Annotated in this window: 9 protein-coding genes; 4 read left to right on the forward strand and 5 right to left on the reverse strand. The window is 73.3% G+C overall.

The annotated features are described in order from the left end of the window. Nucleotides 1-96 precede the first annotated feature (96 nt). Nucleotides 97-1,416, reverse strand: a complete 1,320-nt coding sequence (locus ABT112_RS12735) for an ABC transporter substrate-binding protein (protein WP_351508614.1) — start codon at nucleotides 1,414-1,416, stop codon at nucleotides 97-99. Nucleotides 1,417-1,789: 373 nt separating this feature from the next. Here ABT112_RS12735 and ABT112_RS12740 point away from each other — a divergent pair, with 373 nt between their 5' ends. The 4 genes from ABT112_RS12740 to ABT112_RS12755 all read left to right on the forward strand — a co-directional run bounded on the left by ABT112_RS12740 (nucleotide 1,790) and on the right by ABT112_RS12755 (nucleotide 7,367). Further along, nucleotides 1,790-2,551, forward strand: coding sequence for a GntR family transcriptional regulator (locus ABT112_RS12740; RefSeq protein WP_351508616.1), 762 nt, complete (start codon nucleotides 1,790-1,792; stop codon nucleotides 2,549-2,551). A 278-nt stretch (nucleotides 2,552-2,829) separates the two neighbouring features. Then, a complete protein-coding gene (locus ABT112_RS12745; RefSeq protein WP_351508618.1) occupies nucleotides 2,830-5,181 on the forward strand; it encodes a collagenase in 2,352 nt (783 codons plus the stop codon). A 191-nt stretch (nucleotides 5,182-5,372) separates the two neighbouring features. Continuing rightward, nucleotides 5,373-6,395: a tetratricopeptide repeat protein gene (locus ABT112_RS12750; protein WP_351508621.1), complete on the forward strand. Its 1,023-nt coding sequence runs from the start codon at nucleotides 5,373-5,375 to the stop codon at nucleotides 6,393-6,395. A gap of 147 nt (nucleotides 6,396-6,542) precedes the next feature. Beyond that, nucleotides 6,543-7,367 (forward strand): SAM-dependent methyltransferase, encoded by an 825-nt coding sequence (locus ABT112_RS12755; RefSeq protein ID WP_351508623.1) that lies wholly within the window; start codon nucleotides 6,543-6,545, stop codon nucleotides 7,365-7,367. Between the two features lie 225 nt (nucleotides 7,368-7,592). Here the strand turns inward: ABT112_RS12755 and ABT112_RS12760 are convergent, their stop codons facing one another. The 4 genes from ABT112_RS12760 to ABT112_RS12775 form a co-directional block, all read right to left on the reverse strand. Beyond that, complete coding sequence (locus ABT112_RS12760) at nucleotides 7,593-8,144, reverse strand: IPT/TIG domain-containing protein (protein WP_351508625.1); 552 nt, start codon at nucleotides 8,142-8,144, stop codon at nucleotides 7,593-7,595. A 939-nt stretch (nucleotides 8,145-9,083) separates the two neighbouring features. Continuing rightward, a complete protein-coding gene (locus ABT112_RS12765; RefSeq protein WP_351508627.1) occupies nucleotides 9,084-15,614 on the reverse strand; it encodes an SDR family NAD(P)-dependent oxidoreductase in 6,531 nt (2,176 codons plus the stop codon). A 101-nt stretch (nucleotides 15,615-15,715) separates the two neighbouring features. Next, nucleotides 15,716-17,062, reverse strand: coding sequence for a beta-ketoacyl synthase N-terminal-like domain-containing protein (locus ABT112_RS12770; protein ID WP_351508629.1), 1,347 nt, complete (start codon nucleotides 17,060-17,062; stop codon nucleotides 15,716-15,718). Nucleotides 17,063-17,352: 290 nt separating this feature from the next. After that, complete coding sequence (locus ABT112_RS12775; protein WP_351508631.1) at nucleotides 17,353-17,562, reverse strand: DUF5988 family protein; 210 nt, start codon at nucleotides 17,560-17,562, stop codon at nucleotides 17,353-17,355. Nucleotides 17,563-17,590: the final 28 nt, after the last annotated feature.

Here is a 17,590-nt window from a genome sequence, read left to right on the forward strand (position 1 = left end):
CACCGGGCACGGGATCGGGTGCGGCCACGGGTACGGAAAGGCGCTCGGTCGCCCACTCGGCCACGGACTCCGCCCCGGGACGGGCGTGCGGACGGCTCACGGGACCAGCCCCTCGGACCGCAGCGCCTGCCGGATCTGCTCCGAGGCCTCGGAGACGGAGCTCACCGGCGCGATCCCGGACGGGGGAGAGAGCGCGTGGGAGATCGCGATCGACACGTTCTGGTAGGCGGGGGTCTGCGGCCGGATGCTCGCCGTCTCCAGCGCGTCGAGCACCACCCCCGAGAACGGATAGCTCTTCCGCAGCGCCGGGTCGGAGTACAGGCTCCGCAGGGTCGGCGGCAGGCCGCCCTGCAGGGCCGCGGCCAGCTGGTTCTCCCGGTTGCGCAGGCAGAGAGCGGCCTCGAAGGCCTCGTCGGGGTGGCGTGAGTACCGCGCGACCGCCAGGTCGATGCCGCCGATCGTCGCGTGGGACGGCCGATCGGCGTCGACCCGCGGATAGGGGGCCCAGCGGAAGTGCCGGAACAGCCGCGGGTTGTTGGTCTTCATCGACGGATAGACGAACGGGTAGTTGATCTCGAAGGCCGCCGTGCCGGACTCCATGGCCAGCCGGTTCTCGTCCTCCATCTGGTTGGACAGCGACGGATCGGCCGCCGGGGACGTCGCCAGGTCGTGCATGATCTGCGCGGCCCGTACCGCGGGTGGGCCGAGGGAGGGCGCGGTCGCGTCCGGCGTGAGGATGCTGCCCCCGGCGCTCGTCACCAGGGAGTTGAACCAGACGGTGAGCCCCTCGTACTGGGCCCCCTGGATCTCCACGTAGTGCGGCTTGCCCTCGGCGGCCAGCCGCCGGGCGATGTCCAGCATCTCCGCCCACGTCCTGGGCGGCTTCGGGACGAGGTCGTCGCGGTACCAGAGCAGCTGGGTGTTGGTGTTGTACGGGGCGGCGTACAGCTTGCCCTGCCAGGTCGCCGTGCGCAGCGGGACCCGCAGCGTGTCGGCGACGGCCTCCCGCCGGGCCGCCCCGGTCCACGGCCGGATCCAGCCGGCCTCGGCGAACTCGGGGGACCACGTCACGTCGAGCCCCAGGATGTCGAGCGAGCTGTCCTGGGCGGCGAGCCTGCGCACCAGCTGCTGCCGCTGGCCGTCCGCCGTGCGGGGCAGCTTGTGGTAGCTGATGGTGTAGCGGCCGCCCGACGCCTTGCTGCAGGTGTCGGCCGCTTTCTGCAGGGCCCCCGAGTCGTCGGGGAAGTTGTACCAGTTGAGGGTGGGACGGCCGGCGGTCTGCTCGCCTCCGCAGGCGGTGAGCAGCGAAGCCGCCAGCAGCGGGGCCACGGCGAGGGCGCGCAGCGTCCGCGGGCGCCGGGCTCGCGCACGGCGCCCGGGCCGGTGTCCCGCGCCGGGGCCGCCCCGTCCGTCCATGCGTCCTGCACCTCATTCCGGGGCCGGTGGCACCACGGGCGTCACCCTGTGCGGTTCTCCTTCACAGGGACCTTAGAGCGGGGGTAAATCGATATCAAGCGCCATGAAAGGGGCAGAGGTGGTTTTCTCGGTTGTTTTCTCCAGGTGAGGGCTCCTGTGCGCGCTGCGGTGGGTGCGGGCCCGGGGAAGCGATGCGTGTCGAGCCCCTGCGTGATGATGAGCCGTCAAGAAATCCGGTGGTAGGGGCTGTCGGGGGCACCGGCTTCGGGGCTGCCGAGCGCGCCGGCCCGGCCCGCCGATATCTTGGGCGCAGGTCGCTCCGCCCGGCCGGTCCCGTCACCGTCACGCCGTCGCCGATCGAGGAGAAGCGCCCATGACCGCCGACCACGGTTCCCCGCTGAAGCTGCCCCTCGTGCCCGAGCGGCGCAACATCCGGGACCATGTGGCCCACGCGCTGCGGGCCGCACTCATAGCCGGTGAACTCCGCCCCGGACTGGTCTACTCCGCTCCCGCGCTCGCCGGGCAGTTCGGGGTCTCTCCGACCCCGGTCAGAGAGGCCATGCTGGACCTCGCCAAGGAGGGCATGGTCGAGCCCGTCCGCAACAAGGGCTTCCGGATCACCGCGGTCTCCGAACGCGACCTCGACGAGTACACCGAGATCCGGCGCCTCATCGAGGTCCCGCTGATGGGCCGGATCGCCCGCGCCGCCCCGCGAGCCGAACTGGAGGCGCTGCGCCCGGTCGCCGCGCGGATCGTCGAGGCGGCGCGCGCGGGCGATCTGATCGGCTATCTGGAGCACGACCGGCGCTTCCATCTGTCGCTGCTCACCCTGGCCGGAAACGAACGGCTGGTGGAAGTCGTCGGCGACCTGCGCAAGCGCTCCCGCCTCTACGGGCTGACCGGCCTCGCGGAACGCGGCGTTCTCGTCGCCTCGGCGGAGGAGCACGAGCGGCTGCTGGACCTGCTGCTCGCGGGGGACGCCGAGGGCGCCGAGGCGTGCATGGGGGCCCATCTGGGGCACGTCCGCACGCTGTGGGCCGAGGGTCGGGCGGCCGACGGTGACGTGGAGGGCGGTGCCGAGGGGAGCGTCGACGTGGACGGCGGCCGTGGCTCCGGCGGTGGGGCGCGGCGGTGAGGCGGGCGGTGGCCCCGGTTCGGCTCCCGGCCGGTGGTGCACCCCACGGGTGAACAGCCGTCACACGCGGTGACGTTGACCTCGTGCCGCACCGGGGGCACGGCAGGGGGACAGCGCAGACAGTGCCTGGCGTGGCCGGCGTGCGGATGGCACCCCGGCACCGTTGACGCTCTGTCATTTCTTGGCCGGTTCTTCCCTTCTCTCCGTCAGTAAAATGTCACACCCTACTCTCGACGGCGCGGCCCCGGCCGCACCCCTCCGTTGAGAGGACCCCACCCATGCCCACGCTCAGACGTCCCCACCGTCGAGCTCTGACCGCCGGGCCGGTGTTCGCCCTGCTGGCCGGCCTCTGCCTCTCGCCCGTCGCCCAGGCGGCCCCCGCCGCACCGCGCCCGGCCGGCGCACCCGCGCCCGGCGCACCCGCGCCCGGCGCGGACCGTCCGGCGCCCGCCCCGCACGACCGCGACCACGCCGTCCGGCTCGCCAAGGCCCCGGCCGTCACGCCCGCCACCGTCCCCGCCCCGCTCACCCCGGAGGGCACCCGGCTCACCGAGGCGCCGCAGGGCGCCGTACGGACCGTCGTCCCGGGCCGGCCCGGGACCGGGACCGGGGCCGCCGTGCCCTGCACCCGCGCCGACGTGGGACGCCTGAGCCCGTCCGGACTGGCGGACTTCCTCACCGCGCCCGACGTCACCGTGGAGAACTGCCTGCGGAATCTGGTGTGGACCTACGACGCCGACCTGGCCCGGGTACTCACCCCGCAGCACGCCCGGGCCGTCCTGTCCCGCATCGCCGCCGTCTCCCCGCAGAACGACGGCAGCAACTCCGGGCACCTGTACGAGCTGTGGTGGTTCCTGCACGCCGCCGTCTACCACGACTGGTACCGGGACGACATCGACCTCGGGGGCGCGGCCTTCGCCGCCGCCGTCCGTGGCGCCGCCGACGCGTTCACGGCCAACCCCCACGCCTTCGACGACACCGCGCTCGCCGGCGGCACCCTGCACGAATTCATGATCGTGCTGGACACCGAGGGGGTGCGGCAGCACTTCCTCGGGCTGCTGGAGAAGCTGCTGCGCGCCGTCGACGGCAGCACCGATCAGTGGCGGAGCCAGGTCCGCCGCACCGCCGCCCTCGACGCCCTGATCCTCAACTTCCGCGGCCTCACCACCTCCGACGACGCCTTCGAGGCGGCCGTCGCCGCCGACGCCGGCTACCGGGCGGCGCTCCGGGCGTTCAGCGGCTACACCCATCTGGCCGCCGAGCACAGCTGGCTGATCCGCGACGGGCTCAGCGAGTACGGACGGCTGAGCACCCTCGCCCCCGTCCAGCAGGAACTGCTCCGCGACCTCCAGCAGTTGTTCCCCGTCGTCACCGAGCGCTTCCAGCGGCTCTCCGCGCCCTGGCTCGCCCTCGCCTCCTGGCTGGAGCACCACCGGCTGTGCGCCCCGCACCGGGCCTGCCGCTCCGACGTCGAGGCCGAGGTCTTCCCGCGCGCCTACCGCTACGAGGACGGCGGCATCGAGACCCGCACCGCCCTCGACAACCCCACGGTGGAACAGCTCTACTACGCCTCCGTGCAGGTCAAGGCCCAGTTCTTCCGGATCCTCGGCGCGCACGAGCCGCTCGCCGCGGACCCCAACAGCAAGCTCGGCATCCGGCTCTACGCCTCGCGCGCCGACTACGAGACGTTCCACCCGTACCTCTACGACATGGGCACCGACAACGGCGGCGTCTACATCGAGAACGGGGCCACCTTCTACACCTATCAGCGGCGCGTCCCGCAGGACTCCCGGCTCACCCTCGAGGAGCTCTTCCGGCACGAGTACACCCACTACCTCAACGGCCGCTTCGCCGTGCCGGGCTTCTTCGGCGAGGGGCCGTGGTACGAGGGCGACCGCACCACCGCGTTCGACGAGGGCATGGCCGAGTACCTGGCCGGGGCCACCCGCGAGGACGGGGTCAAGCAGCGCAAGGACCTGATCGGCTCCGTCATGCGCGACACCCAGAACGGCGGCCCCCGGATGACCGTCCGTCAGCTGCTGCACGCCGAGTACGCCCGGGACGGCTTCCGCTTCTACAGCTACGCCGGCTCGTTCTTCGCGATGCTCGGCCGCCACTGGCCGGAGCTGCTCACCGAGATGTACGGCCATCTGCGCTCCGACGACGTGGCCGGCTTCGACGCGTTCCGCAACCGGCTCAGCGGTGACGCCGAGCTCCAGAAGGCCTACGACCGCTATCTGGACGAGCGGATCGCCGAGTACGACGACCTGTTCGTGCCCCGCACCGAGTACACCCCGCTGCGGAAGCTGTACGCCACCCAGCCGAAGGCCGTGGAGAACAGCCTGCGCGAGGCGACCCAGCAGACCCCGGCGTGCAAGCAGAGTGCCCGGGCCGACCTCCCCCGCTTCACCTGCACCGGCCGGATCACCGCCCGGCTCGACGACGGCAGTTCGCCCGGCGCCGTCAGCAAGGCGATGGCGGCGACCGTCGACTACTTCATCCTGGAACGGGCCGCACCGGCGATGAACAACCTGGCCGACATGGTCTGCCAGTACGACAAGGCCACGGTCTGGGCCGACCGGACCGCCGCGACGGCGGACTACTCCTGCACCGGACCCCTCCGCCCGTAACGCCGTGACCTGCGAGGACGGCCGCTTCCCCGAGGGGAGCGGCCGTCGTGCGTACATCTCCGAGATGATCTCCGGAGGGTGGTTGTCAGACCAGGGGCTGACGTCACAACCAGCGTGGGGGCTGATTCGATGAAGATCCCCGATCTCATAGTTTTCTGTGGGAAGGCACATCGATAGGGAAGACAGGGATCATGTACGGCAAGGCGTTCGCCCCCGAATACCAGGGAGCCCTCGGCTCCTCCCTCTCCGTGAACTCCTCCTACGAGGAGGTTCTGGCCAAGGCGAGTGAGGAACAGCGGCAGTCGGTCCTGGAGTTCGCGCGGGCCGGACTCGCCGTGGCCGAGGCGAACCGCCGGCTCGGCCGGGTCGAGGACGCCGAACGTGCCTGGCGGGAGAGCTACCGGGCCGCCCGGCGGGCCGGGGACCGGGGAGCGATGGCCTGGGCTCTGTGGAGCGGCGGCACCCTCGCCCGGCAGTGCGGCAGGCTGCCGCTCGCCCGCCGCTGGCTGGCCGCCGCCGTCGAACTGGCGGAACAGGGCGGGGACCGGCTGGCGCTCGGCTACTCCGTCGCCGGCCTCGCCGAGACCGGCCGCATCCAGGGCGACTACGAGGCCGTCCGCGACCTGCACGAACGCCTGCTCGCGGAGGCCCGGGAGCACGGCGAGGCCCGGCACATGGTGTGGGCGCTCTCGGGCATCGCCCAGATGCACCGCAACACCGGCTCCTACGACACGGCGCTCGCCATGTTCGAGGAAGGAGCCGAAGTCGCGGGCAACGCCGACGACTTCCGCGGCCGCGCCTGGGCCCTGCGGGGCATAGCCGATGTGCTCTCGCTCCAGGGCCGGCCGGAGCGGGCGCTGGAGCTGTTGTCCGAGGCGGAGCAGATCTGCCGCACCATGGACCTCTCCAGCGCCCTGGCCTACAACCGCAAGATGCGGGGCAACGTGCTCTTCCGCGACGGGCGGTACGAGGAGGCGGGCCGGGTCTACGCCGACGCGCTGCGGAAGTTCGAGGAGATCGAGGAGCCGCGGGGCGAGGCGCTGTCCCGGCTCGGCCTCGTCAAGTCCCGGTCCCGGCTGGGCCGTCCGGACCGGGAGACCCTGGCCGACCTCGACGAGCTCCGCCGCGTCTTCGAGCGCATCGGCCTGGAACAGGCCCGGGACAGCGTCGCGTCGTTCCGCGCCGAGCTGACGGGCGGCGCGCGGGCGGCGTAGCCCGGCTCCGTCGTGGCCCGGCTCCGTCGTGGCAGGGCCCGGTCCTCGTGCGGAAGCGCGCGGATACGGGCCCGACGCGGAGGACCGATGGTGACCGGGTGTGCCGGGCCGGTGGCAGTCACCGGCGGGATCGTGCACATTGAGGTCATGACGAATGATCAGCCCGCGCCGTCGCAGATCGACACCCGTCTCCCGCACTCCGCCCGGATGTACGACTACTGGCTCGGCGGCAGCAGCAACTTCGCCGCCGACCGGGCCCTGGGCCAGGCCTTCGAACAGGCCATTCCCAGCATCCGGACGATGGCCATGGAGAACCGCAGATTCCTCGGCCGCGCCGTGCGCTACATGGCCGGGGAGGCCGGAATACGGCAGTTCCTGGACATCGGCACCGGCGTCCCCGCCGCCGGTGACACCCACTCGGTCACCGGGATCGTCGCACCGGACAGCCGGGTCGTCTGTGTGGACAACGACCCGATCGTGCAGGCCCACGCCGAGTTCCACGCCGACTCCCTGACCGACGGCGACGGCCGCGGCCGCACCGTCTACCTCCAGGCCGATCTGCGCCGGCCCGAGGAGATCCTCCGCTCCCCGGCGCTCACCGGCACGCTCGACCTCGAACAGCCGGTCGGGCTGCTGCTGGTGGCGATGCTCATGCTGGTCAGCGACCGGGAGGACCCCTGGGCCGCCGTGACCACCCTCCTCGACGCGCTCCCGGCCGGCAGCCACGTCGCCGTCACCCACCCCAGCCAGGACTTCAACCCGGAGGCGATGGCGGACGTCGTCCGGGCCGCCGAACAGGGCCGGATGACGCTGGTACCGCGGGACCGGAGCCAGGTCGAGCGGTTCTTCGGGGACTGGGAACTGGTCGATCCCGGCATGGTTCCGGTGATGGGCTGGCGCCCGGAGGGCGAGCCCCCGGAGGACCTGAACGCCGCGTACTACTGGGCGGGCGTCGCACGGAAGAAGGCGTAGGGCCCACCGGGGCGGAGCGAGACGGTGCCCTGTGCCCCTCCCGGCGGCCGGGACGCTTCGTGGCCGCCGGGAGGGCCAGTGTCATGATGACGCCACGTCAGTTTGCTGCGACCGTGACGGAATCCGGGTGCGGGGCGGGCCCGCTCTGCTCCGGAACCGCCGTCGTGGTGCCCCCGGCCTGTGCCGGGAGCACCACGAAGCGGAACAGGGGCCGACCTCCGGCTCCTACACGTACAGGTAGGAGAAGCTGGTGCTCGTCCCGGCCGGGGTGACCACGGTGATCGGCACGGTGCCGGTCCCCGCGGGCGCGGTCGCGACGATCAGGTTGTCGGAGATCACGGTGAAGCTGGTCGCCGGCGTGGCGCCGAAGTTCACCGCGGTGGCGCCGGTGAATCCGGACCCGACGATCGTCACCAGGTTGCCGCCGGTCGCCGGGCCGGTGGGCGGGACAGCCGTGACGATCACCGGCCCCGGAACGCCGATGTACAGGTAGGGGAAGCCGTTGCTGGTCCCGTTGGCCGTGGTGACGGTGACCTGTACGGTGCCGCTCCCGGGCGGGGCGACAGCCGTGATCACGTTGTCGGAGACCACGGTGAAGCTGGTCGCCGGGTTGGCGCCGAACTTGACGGCGGTGGCGCCGGTGAACCCGGATCCGACGATCGTCACCAGGTTGCCGCCCGACGCCGGGCCGGTCGGCAGGAGGACCGCGAAGACGATGGGCGGGGCGGCGGCGAGTGCCGCCGCCGCGTCGTGCTGTGAACCGACCTGACTGGACATGGAAGTTCCTTCTTTCTCTCGCGGTCCTCGGGGGGATGTCCGGCGGGGGGTCGGTGTCCGGATGAAGTCCGACAGGCCCGCGAGAATTGGCGGGTAATTCCCTCTCCCATCAAGAGAATCGGATATGTTAGAAGGTCGGAAGGCGTATCTCGTGCCTGCTGTGGCATGAAGTGGTGAATACGAAAATCCAACAAGCGGCGGGGGATTGGGTTCCCACGCTGGCGCACACCGTTGACGTTTCCATCAATGCTGTTCGGTGAATTGTCAACTGTTGGAAATCTGCTGCGGGCAGGTTGAGCTGAGGCCTTGAGGGGTCGCCTGTCGCCGGCTCCCGGGAGCTCGTCCGTGGGCGGTGGTAGTGGCCTTCGAGGGAGCTGGACCTGGGATGAGGCCCGAGGTGCGTTCACGCGAAGGGTCGGGAATTGCGCAGGAGGGCTGGAGCGATCTTTCCTGTGTGAGGCGCGGGCCCGGATGCGTCGACCAGCGCTTCGGCCGCCCGGCGCATTCTGTCAGCAGGCGACATGCCCGGCGTCGAAGCGCTAGGGGGATCCCGGACGATGGTGTGGCCCCGCACTATGGGTGGTAAGTGGTTCGGAATTCACCGAATTTCCTGAGGTGGCGGGGAAAGGGGCCGTCCTCACCGCCGGGGCCGCCCGAACACCAGGAAACGGCCGGCCGGACCCCATGAATCTGTCCGCCCGACCGGCAGAGCCCGGCCGGACCAGCAATCCCCGCCCCTCCGAACACCACAGCCCGCCCCTCCGGACACCACAGCCCGGCCCGCCCGGACAGCGCGGACCGGGCCGCCCGGCGACCCAACCGGACGGCCCGGCGTTCGAGGCCTGTCCTCCGGGCCGCTCACCTCATCGGGAGCGGTCCCGGCCTGTCCGGACCGAGCCGGAGAACAGGCACGCGCGGGGCAGGATGTGTCGGAGCGGCCTACGCCTCCGTTCCACCGGACGGCCCGGCCCCCGCAGCGAAGCCTTCCTCGCCGTTCTGCAGCTCCAGACCCATGTGCTGGGCCAGACCCGTGGCGAGCGCCGCCAGCGTCGGGTGCTTCCAGACGAAGTTGGCGGCCAGCCGGACCCCGAGGCCGGACTCCAGCCGGGCCCGCAGCTCCATGGCGAGCAGCGAGTCGAAGCCCAGCGACTTCAGCGGGGTCTGCGGGTCGAGTGTGGTGCCCCCGAGCCGGAGCACCGCCCGGATGTGGTCGGAGAGATACGCCTCCAGGGCGGCCCGCCGGCCCAGCCCAGTGGCGATGGACCGCAGATCCGTCGGCACGTCGGACGCCCGTCCCGCCCCGGGGGCCCCGTCCTCCTCCGGGGCGGAGGCGAACGAGCCGAACAGCGACGAGTGCCGTCCGGACGGGAGGATCCAGCTGTCCGGGTCCCCGGGAATGACTCCGGTCTGGACGCGTCCGTGCGCGAGCAGCGCGCCCAGGGCCTCGAAGCCCTCCTCCGTGGGGATGGTCCGGTAGCCGCGGTCGGCGAAGTCGGTCGCCACCCCGGTCTGCCCCCACGGGCCCCAGTTGACGGCGAGGGTGGGCAGACCCTGCGCGCTGCGCCAGACGGCGAAGCCGTCCAGCCAGGAGTTGGCCGCCGCGTAGACGCCCTGGCCGGGGTTGCCCAGCAGCGAGGCCATCGAGGAGAACACCACGAACCAGTCCAGGGACTGTCCGGCGCAGGCCTCGTGCAGCCGCCACGCCCCGGTCACCTTGGGCCGCCAGACCCGGGCCAGCTGATCGTCGGTGACATTGGTGATGACGGCGTCGTCGAGGACCATGGCCGAGTGGATGATCCCGCGGACCGTCGAGCCGTCCACACCGGCGGCGTTCAGCAGGTGTTCCGCGGTGCCGGGCTCCGCGATGTCGCCGAGGGCGACGGTGACCCGGGTGCCCGCGGCGCGCAGTTCCTCGATCGTCCGCTCGGCGGCGGGGGAGGGGCGGCTGCGGCCGTTGAGGACGACATGGGCGGCCCCCCGGTCCGCGAGCCAGCGGGCCGCGGCGAGGCCCACGCCCCGCAGTCCGCCGGTCACGACATACGCGCCGCCCGGCCGGACCGAGGGAGCTCCCCCGGGCAGCACGGCCGTGGTCGTGCCCTCGTCGGGCACGGTCAGCACCACTTTGCCGATGTGGCCCGCCCCGGCCATGAGCCGGAAGGCGTCGGTGGCCCGGGAGAGCGGGAAGGTCCGGCAGGGCAGCGGCATCAGCCGGCCGTCGGCGAACTCGTCGAGGACCTCCCGCAGGACCGTGGCGAAGACCTCGGGCCGGTTGCGCTGCAGGCCGATGAGGTCCACCGCGCTCAGCGTGATGTTCTCCCGGAAGGGGGCGAGCCCCAGCGGCGCGTCGGCGAGGATGTCCCGCACCCCCAGCTCGACGAACCGGCCGAACGGGCGGAGCGTCCGCATCCCGGCCCCGATCGCCGCGCCGGAGAGCGAGTTGAGGACGAGGTCGACGCCTTCGCTCCCGGTGGCGGCCCGGGTCCGGTCGGCGAAGTCCAGCGACCGGGAGTCCATCACGTGCCGGATGCCCAGCTCCCGCAGATGGTTCCGCTTCGCCTCGCTGCCAGCCGTGGCCAGCACCTCGGCGCCCAGCCGCCGGGCCACCGCGATCGCGGCCAGCCCGGTGCCGCCGGTGGCGGAGTGGATCAGGACCCGTTCGCCCGCGGCGAGCCGGCCCACGTGGCGCAGCGCGTACCAGGCGGTGAGGAACGCGACCGGCAGGCCCGCGGCGGCGACCGGGCCGAGCCGGGCCGGGACCGGGGCGACGGCGCCGGCGGGCACGGTGAGGAACGAGCCGAAGGCACCGCCCCGCAGGTCCACCGCCAGCACCGGATCCCCGGCCCGCAGGTGGTCGACCCCGGCTCCGACGGCGGTGACCACACCCGCGCACTCGAAGCCGATCCGGTACCGCACATCGCCGTCGGAGGGCAGCAGGCCCATGGCGGTCAGCACGTCGCGGAAGTTCAGCCCCGCCGCCCGCACCCGCAGTTCCACTTCGCCGGGGCCGGGTTCCCGGCGGCCGGTCGCCGCGAGTTCCAGCCGGTCCAGGTCGCCGAGGCGGCCCGCCCGCAGCCGGAACCCGTCGGCGCCGTAGCGCACCGGACGGGCGGCGGCGGCGCTGCGTTCGGTGTCGGTCAGCGGCGCGTAGTCCAGCCGGGCCACCTGTCGGGACGGCCCGCGCAGGGCCACCTCGTCCTCGGGCCCGGCGGCGAGCAGTTCCTCGACGAGCATCCGCAGGCCGTCGGCGTCCCGGCCGGTGTCGACGAGGGTGGCGCGCAGCTCGGGGTGTTCGTAGGCGAGGACGCGCACCACGCCGCGCAGGGCGCTCTGGGCGAGGTCCACCGGCTCGCCGGGGGCGGTGCTCCGGGCGCCGCGGGTGACCGCGTACAGCCGCGGCGGTTCGGCTCCGCCCGCGGCCATCGCCTGGGCGGTGCCGAGCAGCCGCCGGGCGCGGCGCAGGGCGTCGGCGGTCGGGTCGTCGTCCGCTCCGGGCGGGGCGCACAGCAGCACCACGCCGCGCGGCCGGCCGGCCGGCCCGTCCCAGCGTTCGGTGAGGGAGTCCCGCAGGGCCTCCAGCGGGCCGTCCGCCCGTGGGAGGTCCAGGACGTCGGCCGTGGCCCCGGCCGCGCGCAGTCCGTCGGCCAGCTCGTCGGCGGAGCCGTCCGCCTCGCCGAGGACGAGCCACTGCTCCGCCGGGGAGGACCTGCCAGCCGCCGGGGAGGACCTGCCCGCCGCCGGGGCGGACCCGGCCGCCGGACGCGGGGCCGGTTGCCAGCCGGTTTCGAGGAACCACCGGTCGACCCCGGCGGTGTCCTGCCCGGCGTGCCGGACGAACTTCAGGCCCACGATGCCCATCACCGGCCGGCCCGCCTCGTCCAGCAGCCGCACATGGCCGACGACGCTGTCCGCGGTCGACTCCGAGATCCGAGCGTGGCAGTACACCGCGTCCGCCGGGTCGCCGAAGAGCCGGACCGCCTGCACCGCGACCGGCAGCACCAGGCCGTGCCCCTCCTCCGCCATCAGGCCCGCCACCGCGAGCTGGGCACAGGCGTCGACCAGGACCGGGTGGATCCGCAGCCCGTGGTGGGCGTCGAGCGCGGCGTCCGGCAGCCGGACCCGCGCCCAGTAGCTGTCGCCGTGCCGGGAACCGCGCAGGTCCGTCAGGATCGCGAAGCCGGGGCCGTGTTCGAGGCCGCGGGCGCGCAGGCTCGTGTAGAGGGTGTCCGGTTCGAGGGCGAGGGGGTGCCGCCAGGCGAGGGTCGGCGCCGGCACGGACGGCGGCCGGGGCGTGTCGCTCAGCCGGCGCAGGGTGGCGGTGGCGTGCCGGACCCAGCCGTCCTCGCCCCGGCCGAAGATCTCGCACTCGGCGTGGTCGGTGCCGCGGGCGACCACGGTGGTGCTGACCTCGGTGCGCTCGGTCAGCCGCAGCAGCTCCCGGAACCGGACGTCGGCCACCTCGACCTCGTGCGGCGCGGCGTCGAACACCTCGCAGGCGGCCGTCAGCGCCAGGGCGTAGTAGGCGGCGCCCGGCAGCACCGGCTCCCCGTGCACCCGGTGGTCGGCGAGCCAGGGCTGGGCGGCGGTGCCGGCGTCGCCCTGCCAGGTGTGGCGGACGGTGTCGCCGGGCACCTCGGCGTGCACCCCGGGCAGCGTGGGGCCGTTCACCCCTGTGCCGCTCCCCGCCGCCGGAACGGTGTCCACCCAGTGGCGCTTCCGGTCGAAGGTGATGGGCGGAACGTCGGCGAGCCGGGCGTCCCCGTACAGCACCGACCAGTCGACGGGCACCCCCGCGCAGTGCAGGGCGGCCAGTTGGGCCCGCAGCACGGACCGCTCGTCCTCGCCGCGGCGCAGCGTGGGCAGCACGACGGGGTCGCCCGCCAGGCCCGTCAGGCTCTCCGACACGGCCCGGGTGACCACCGGGTGCGGGGACACCTCGACGTACACGGTGTGCCGGTCGGCGGCGGCGGCGCGCACCGCGGCGGCGAACCGCACCGGACGGCGCAGGTTGGCGCACCAGTACGCGGCGTCGAAGTCCGGGACCCGCCGCGGCTCGTCCAGGACGGTGGAGTAGAACGGTATGCCGGGCCGCTGTGGATCCAACTCCGCTAGCCCGGCGGCCAGTTCGTCGAGCAGGGGCTCCACCTGCGGCGAGTGCGAGGCGATGTCGACGGCGATCAGGCGCGCCGGGACACCCCGGGCGTCCCAGAGCGCCACCAGCCGGCCCACCTCGGCGCTGTCGCCCGCGACGACGACCTGTCCGGGGGCCGCCTCGACGGCGACCGAAACGGCCGCCGCGGCCCCCTCGGCCTCGAGCTCCGCCTCCGCGGCGGCTCGGTCCAGATGCACATTGGCCATGGCGCCGGCCCCCGCGATGCGGGTCAGCAGCGCGGACCGGCGGCAGATCACCCGGACCCCGTCGGCCGGGGAGAGGGCGCCCGCCACCACTGCGGCGGCGACCTCACCCATCGAGTGCCCCACCACCGCGGCCGGTTCGACCCCGTGGGCCCGCCAGGTGGCGGCCAACGCGTACTGGAGCGCGAACAGCGCCGGCTGCACCCGGCCGGTCCCGGTCACCTCCGCGCCGGAGCGCACCAGGTCGAGGACGGAGAACCCGGCCTCGGCGGCGATCAGCGCGTCCACCTCGGCCAGCGCGGCGGCGAACGCCGGTTCGTGCTCCAGCAGCCCGCGTCCCATCCCGGCCCACTGCGAGCCGTGCCCGGAGAACACCCACACCGGCCGCCGGGATATCTCGGCGCCCACGGCTCCGGAGACCACCCCCGGCCGGGCCTGGCCGGCGGCGAACGCCCGCAGCGCGCCGGTCAGTTCGGGGCGCGTGGCGGCCGTCACGCCGAGGCGGCCCCGCCCGGCGGAACGGCGCAGGGCCAGGGTGTGGGCGACGTCCCGCAGCGGCACCGCGGCGCCGTCGCCCTCCAGCCAGTCCGCGAGCCGTTCCGCCGCGGCCGGCAGCACGTCCCGGGACCCGGCGGCGACCAGGAAGACATCGGGCGCGGGGTCCTCCCCGGCACCTTCGGCCCCGGCACCTTCGGCCCTAGCACCTTCGGCCCCTGCACCTTCGGCCCCAGTGCCTTCCGCCCCAGTGCCTTCGGCCCCCACGGCCCCGTCGCTCCGGGGCGTCGGCAGCAGCGCCCGGGACCGCGGCTCGGGCGCCTGTTCCAGCACCACATGGGCGTTGGTCCCCGAGAAGCCGAACGAGGAGACGGCCGCCAGCCGCGGAGCGGTGTCCGGAGCCGGCCAGGGAGTCGGCTCACCCGGGACGAAGAACCGGGTGCCCGCCGGGTCGATCGCCGGATTCCACCGCGAGAAGTGCAGGTTGGGCGGGATCAGAGCGTTCCGCAGACAGAGCACGGCCTTGATGAGCCCGGTGATACCGGCCGCGGGTTCCAGATGCCCCAGGTTGGTCTTCACCGACCCCAGGGCACACCGGTTCCCGCCCGGGCCGTAGACCGCGGCCAGGCTCGCGAACTCGATCGGGTCCCCGACGGGGGTCCCCGTGCCGTGCGCCTCGATCATGCCCACGTCGCGCGGGTCGACCCCGGCACCGGCCAGGGCCTCCCGGAACAGCGCCTGCTGGGCGGCGGCCGAGGGCGCCGCGAGACCGTCGGACCGGCCGTCCTGGTTCACCGCCGAACCGCGCACCACGGCGAGGATCCGGTCACCGTCCCGAACGGCCTCGGAGAGACGTCTGAGCACCACCACTCCGCAGCCCTCGCCGCGGACGAACCCGTCCGCGGCGGCGTCGAAGGTACGGCAACGCCCGGTCGGGGAGAGCATTCCCATCCTGACGAACGACTGGGTGATCCGGGAGCGGAGCATCATGGTGACCCCGCCGGCCAGCGCCGTGTCGCACTCGCCGGTGCGCAGCGCCTGGTACGCCAGGTGCAGCGCGACCAGCGACGAGGAGCACGCGGTGTCCAGGGCGACGCAAGGGCCCTGGAGGCCCAGCAGATAGGAGATCCGGCCGGAGGCGACGCAGTGCCCGTTGGTGAGGATCGACCCCTCCAGCTCCTGCGGCCCGCCGGCCAGGCGCTCCATGTAGTCGTTGTAGCTGAGACCCACGTACACCCCGGTCGGGGTGCCGCCGAGCCGGTCCGGCGGCATCCCGGCGTGTTCCAGGGCCTCCCAGGCCACTTCGAGGAGCAGCCGGTGCTGCGGGTCGAGCACGTCGGCCTCCCGGCCGGACACGCCGAAGAAGTCCGCGTCGAAGCCGGAGACGTCGCGCAGATAGCCGCCCCGGCGCGGCACCGGGGTGCCGGGCCGGCCGGGCGGAGGGGTGTCCGGAGCGCGCAACTCGGCGCGTTCCGGCGGGGGTTCGCCGACGACGTCCCGCCCCTCCACCAGCAGCCGCCAGAGCGCGTCGGGCGCGTCGACGTCACCGGGGAGCCGGCACCCCATCCCGACGACCGCGATGCTCCGGTCCTCCTGACTCGATCCGTTCTCACGCTGTTCCACGGGTCCTCCTTCTCGATGGTCGGGCGGCTGCGAGGGGGCGGTGCAGGAGGACGCGGCCCGGAGCCACCGGGCGGGGCGGTCGTGCTCTTGCGCCGTCGGCGTCATCGGCCGCGCTGTACGGCGTCGTTGCTCCCCAGGAGGATCGCGCTCTTCACGCCCCCGACCTGGTAGTTGAGGCTCAGCGAGTAGTCGAAGTCGAGCGGCCGGGTCCGGACGCCGGGGACGGGGTCGAAGGTGAGGTTCTCGGCCGGCTGTTCGCAGTTGGCCGTGGGGCAGACCTGGCCGCGCTCCATCATCAGCAGCGTCAGCGCCACGCCGAGGCAGCCGGCCGGCGCCCCGTTGTGGCCGAAGCAGCCCTCCTGGGAGGTCATCAGCAGATCGGCGGCGGCCGGGCCGTAGAGCTCCCTGATCGCGTTCGCCTCGAACGTGGTGACCACGACGTTGCCGTCGCTGCCGCCGTGCACATACGGCACCTGTCCGATGTCCCACCGGTCGCCGAGGCACTTGCGGACGGCCGCCACCAGCTGCGATCCGCTCTCGTCGCTCGCCAGCGGGTTGGCGAGCCCGTCCCGGGTGGTGGCCTGGGCGAGGACCTGGCCGTAGGTGTAGGCGCCGCGGCGGTGGGCGTGCTCCCGGCTCTCCAGGATCACCGTCGCCGACCCCTCGCCGTGGTTGACGCAGTCCGCGCGCCGGTCGTAGGGCCGCATCAGCCGTTCGAAGGACGGCAGCAGCTCCGGCATGCCGTCCGACCGGATCGCCTCGTAGGTGCGCTGCGCCCCGCTGAGCAGCCGCTGGATGTTCTTGATCAGGGTGACGCTGAAGACGTCCGCCCCGGTCACCACCGCGATGTCGATGTCACCGGCGGCGATCATGCGGCGGGCGTTGCCGATCTGCACGGCGGACGAGGCGCAGCCGCAGGACACCGTGAAGCAGGGCCCGGTGGAGCGGGTCAGCGCCCCCTGGACGAGCGCCACGTCGGAGGGCGTCACCGCCTGCTCGGCGGCCACGAACAGCTCCATGGCGTCCTCGGGCGGCGTGGTGTCGGGGTCGGCCTCCAGCACCGAGAGATAGCTGTCGATGTTGGCGTCCACCCCGCCGCGCCCGGCGAGCATGGCCGCCTCGGTCAAGTCGCCCGCACGAAAGTCGAGTTGGGCGTCGGCGCAGGCCTCGACCAGGGAGACCAGGCCGAACCGGTGCGCGTTGGTGAAGTGCCGGGAGAAGAACCCCGGCACGTCCGGGAGCCGTTCGTCGAACATCGCGGGGGTGAGGCCGACGGAGCCGTAGTAGACGCTGTCCCGGGCGAGGCAGGAGCGCCCCTGGGAGGCGACGTCCCACAGGTCGACGGCGCTGAAGACGGGTCTGCTGCCGCCGGGCAGACAGAAGCCGAGGCCGGTGACGACGGCGTCCCGGGCGTTCCGGCCGCCGGTCGGGGACGCGGCGCCGCTCATGAGGCACATCCGTGACGGAGCAGGGTCGACATGGTGATTCCTCCGGAAAGTCGGTCGCCGAAGCGCCCGCCGCGCCGGCGGGTGCTGTCGGTGAGGGGGCGACGCTGAAAACCACGGTTGGTCCCGGTGCCGGCGGATCAGGGTCCGGTCCGGGGACTGCGGCGTCACCGGCCGGGGTGCTCCGTGGGCACCGGGCGAGAAGGAGCGACGGGCCGGACGAGCCTCGGTCGCCGGTTGTTCCGGCGCGGCTGGCTGGGACCGTCCGGCAGGGAAGACGGGTGCGAACAGCCCTACTCCGCGATGAAGGTGCGATAGCACCAGCGGTACACGGGCATCAACTCATCGCCGATCCTGGCGTATTCCTGGGCGAATTCGAAATGCTCGTAACCGCTGCCACGGGGAATCTTCACCTGCCCATCGGTTCCACCGGGCGGTAGTTCCCAGATCTCGGGAATATCGCTCGGGCCGCCCCGGAGGAGCACAAGAACCTGCTTGGGCATGGCACTCGCCTCCCAGCGCATCGGGAAG

Source organism: Streptomyces sp. NPDC002055 (assembly GCF_040296705.1).
Taxonomy (GTDB): domain Bacteria; phylum Actinomycetota; class Actinomycetes; order Streptomycetales; family Streptomycetaceae; genus Streptomyces.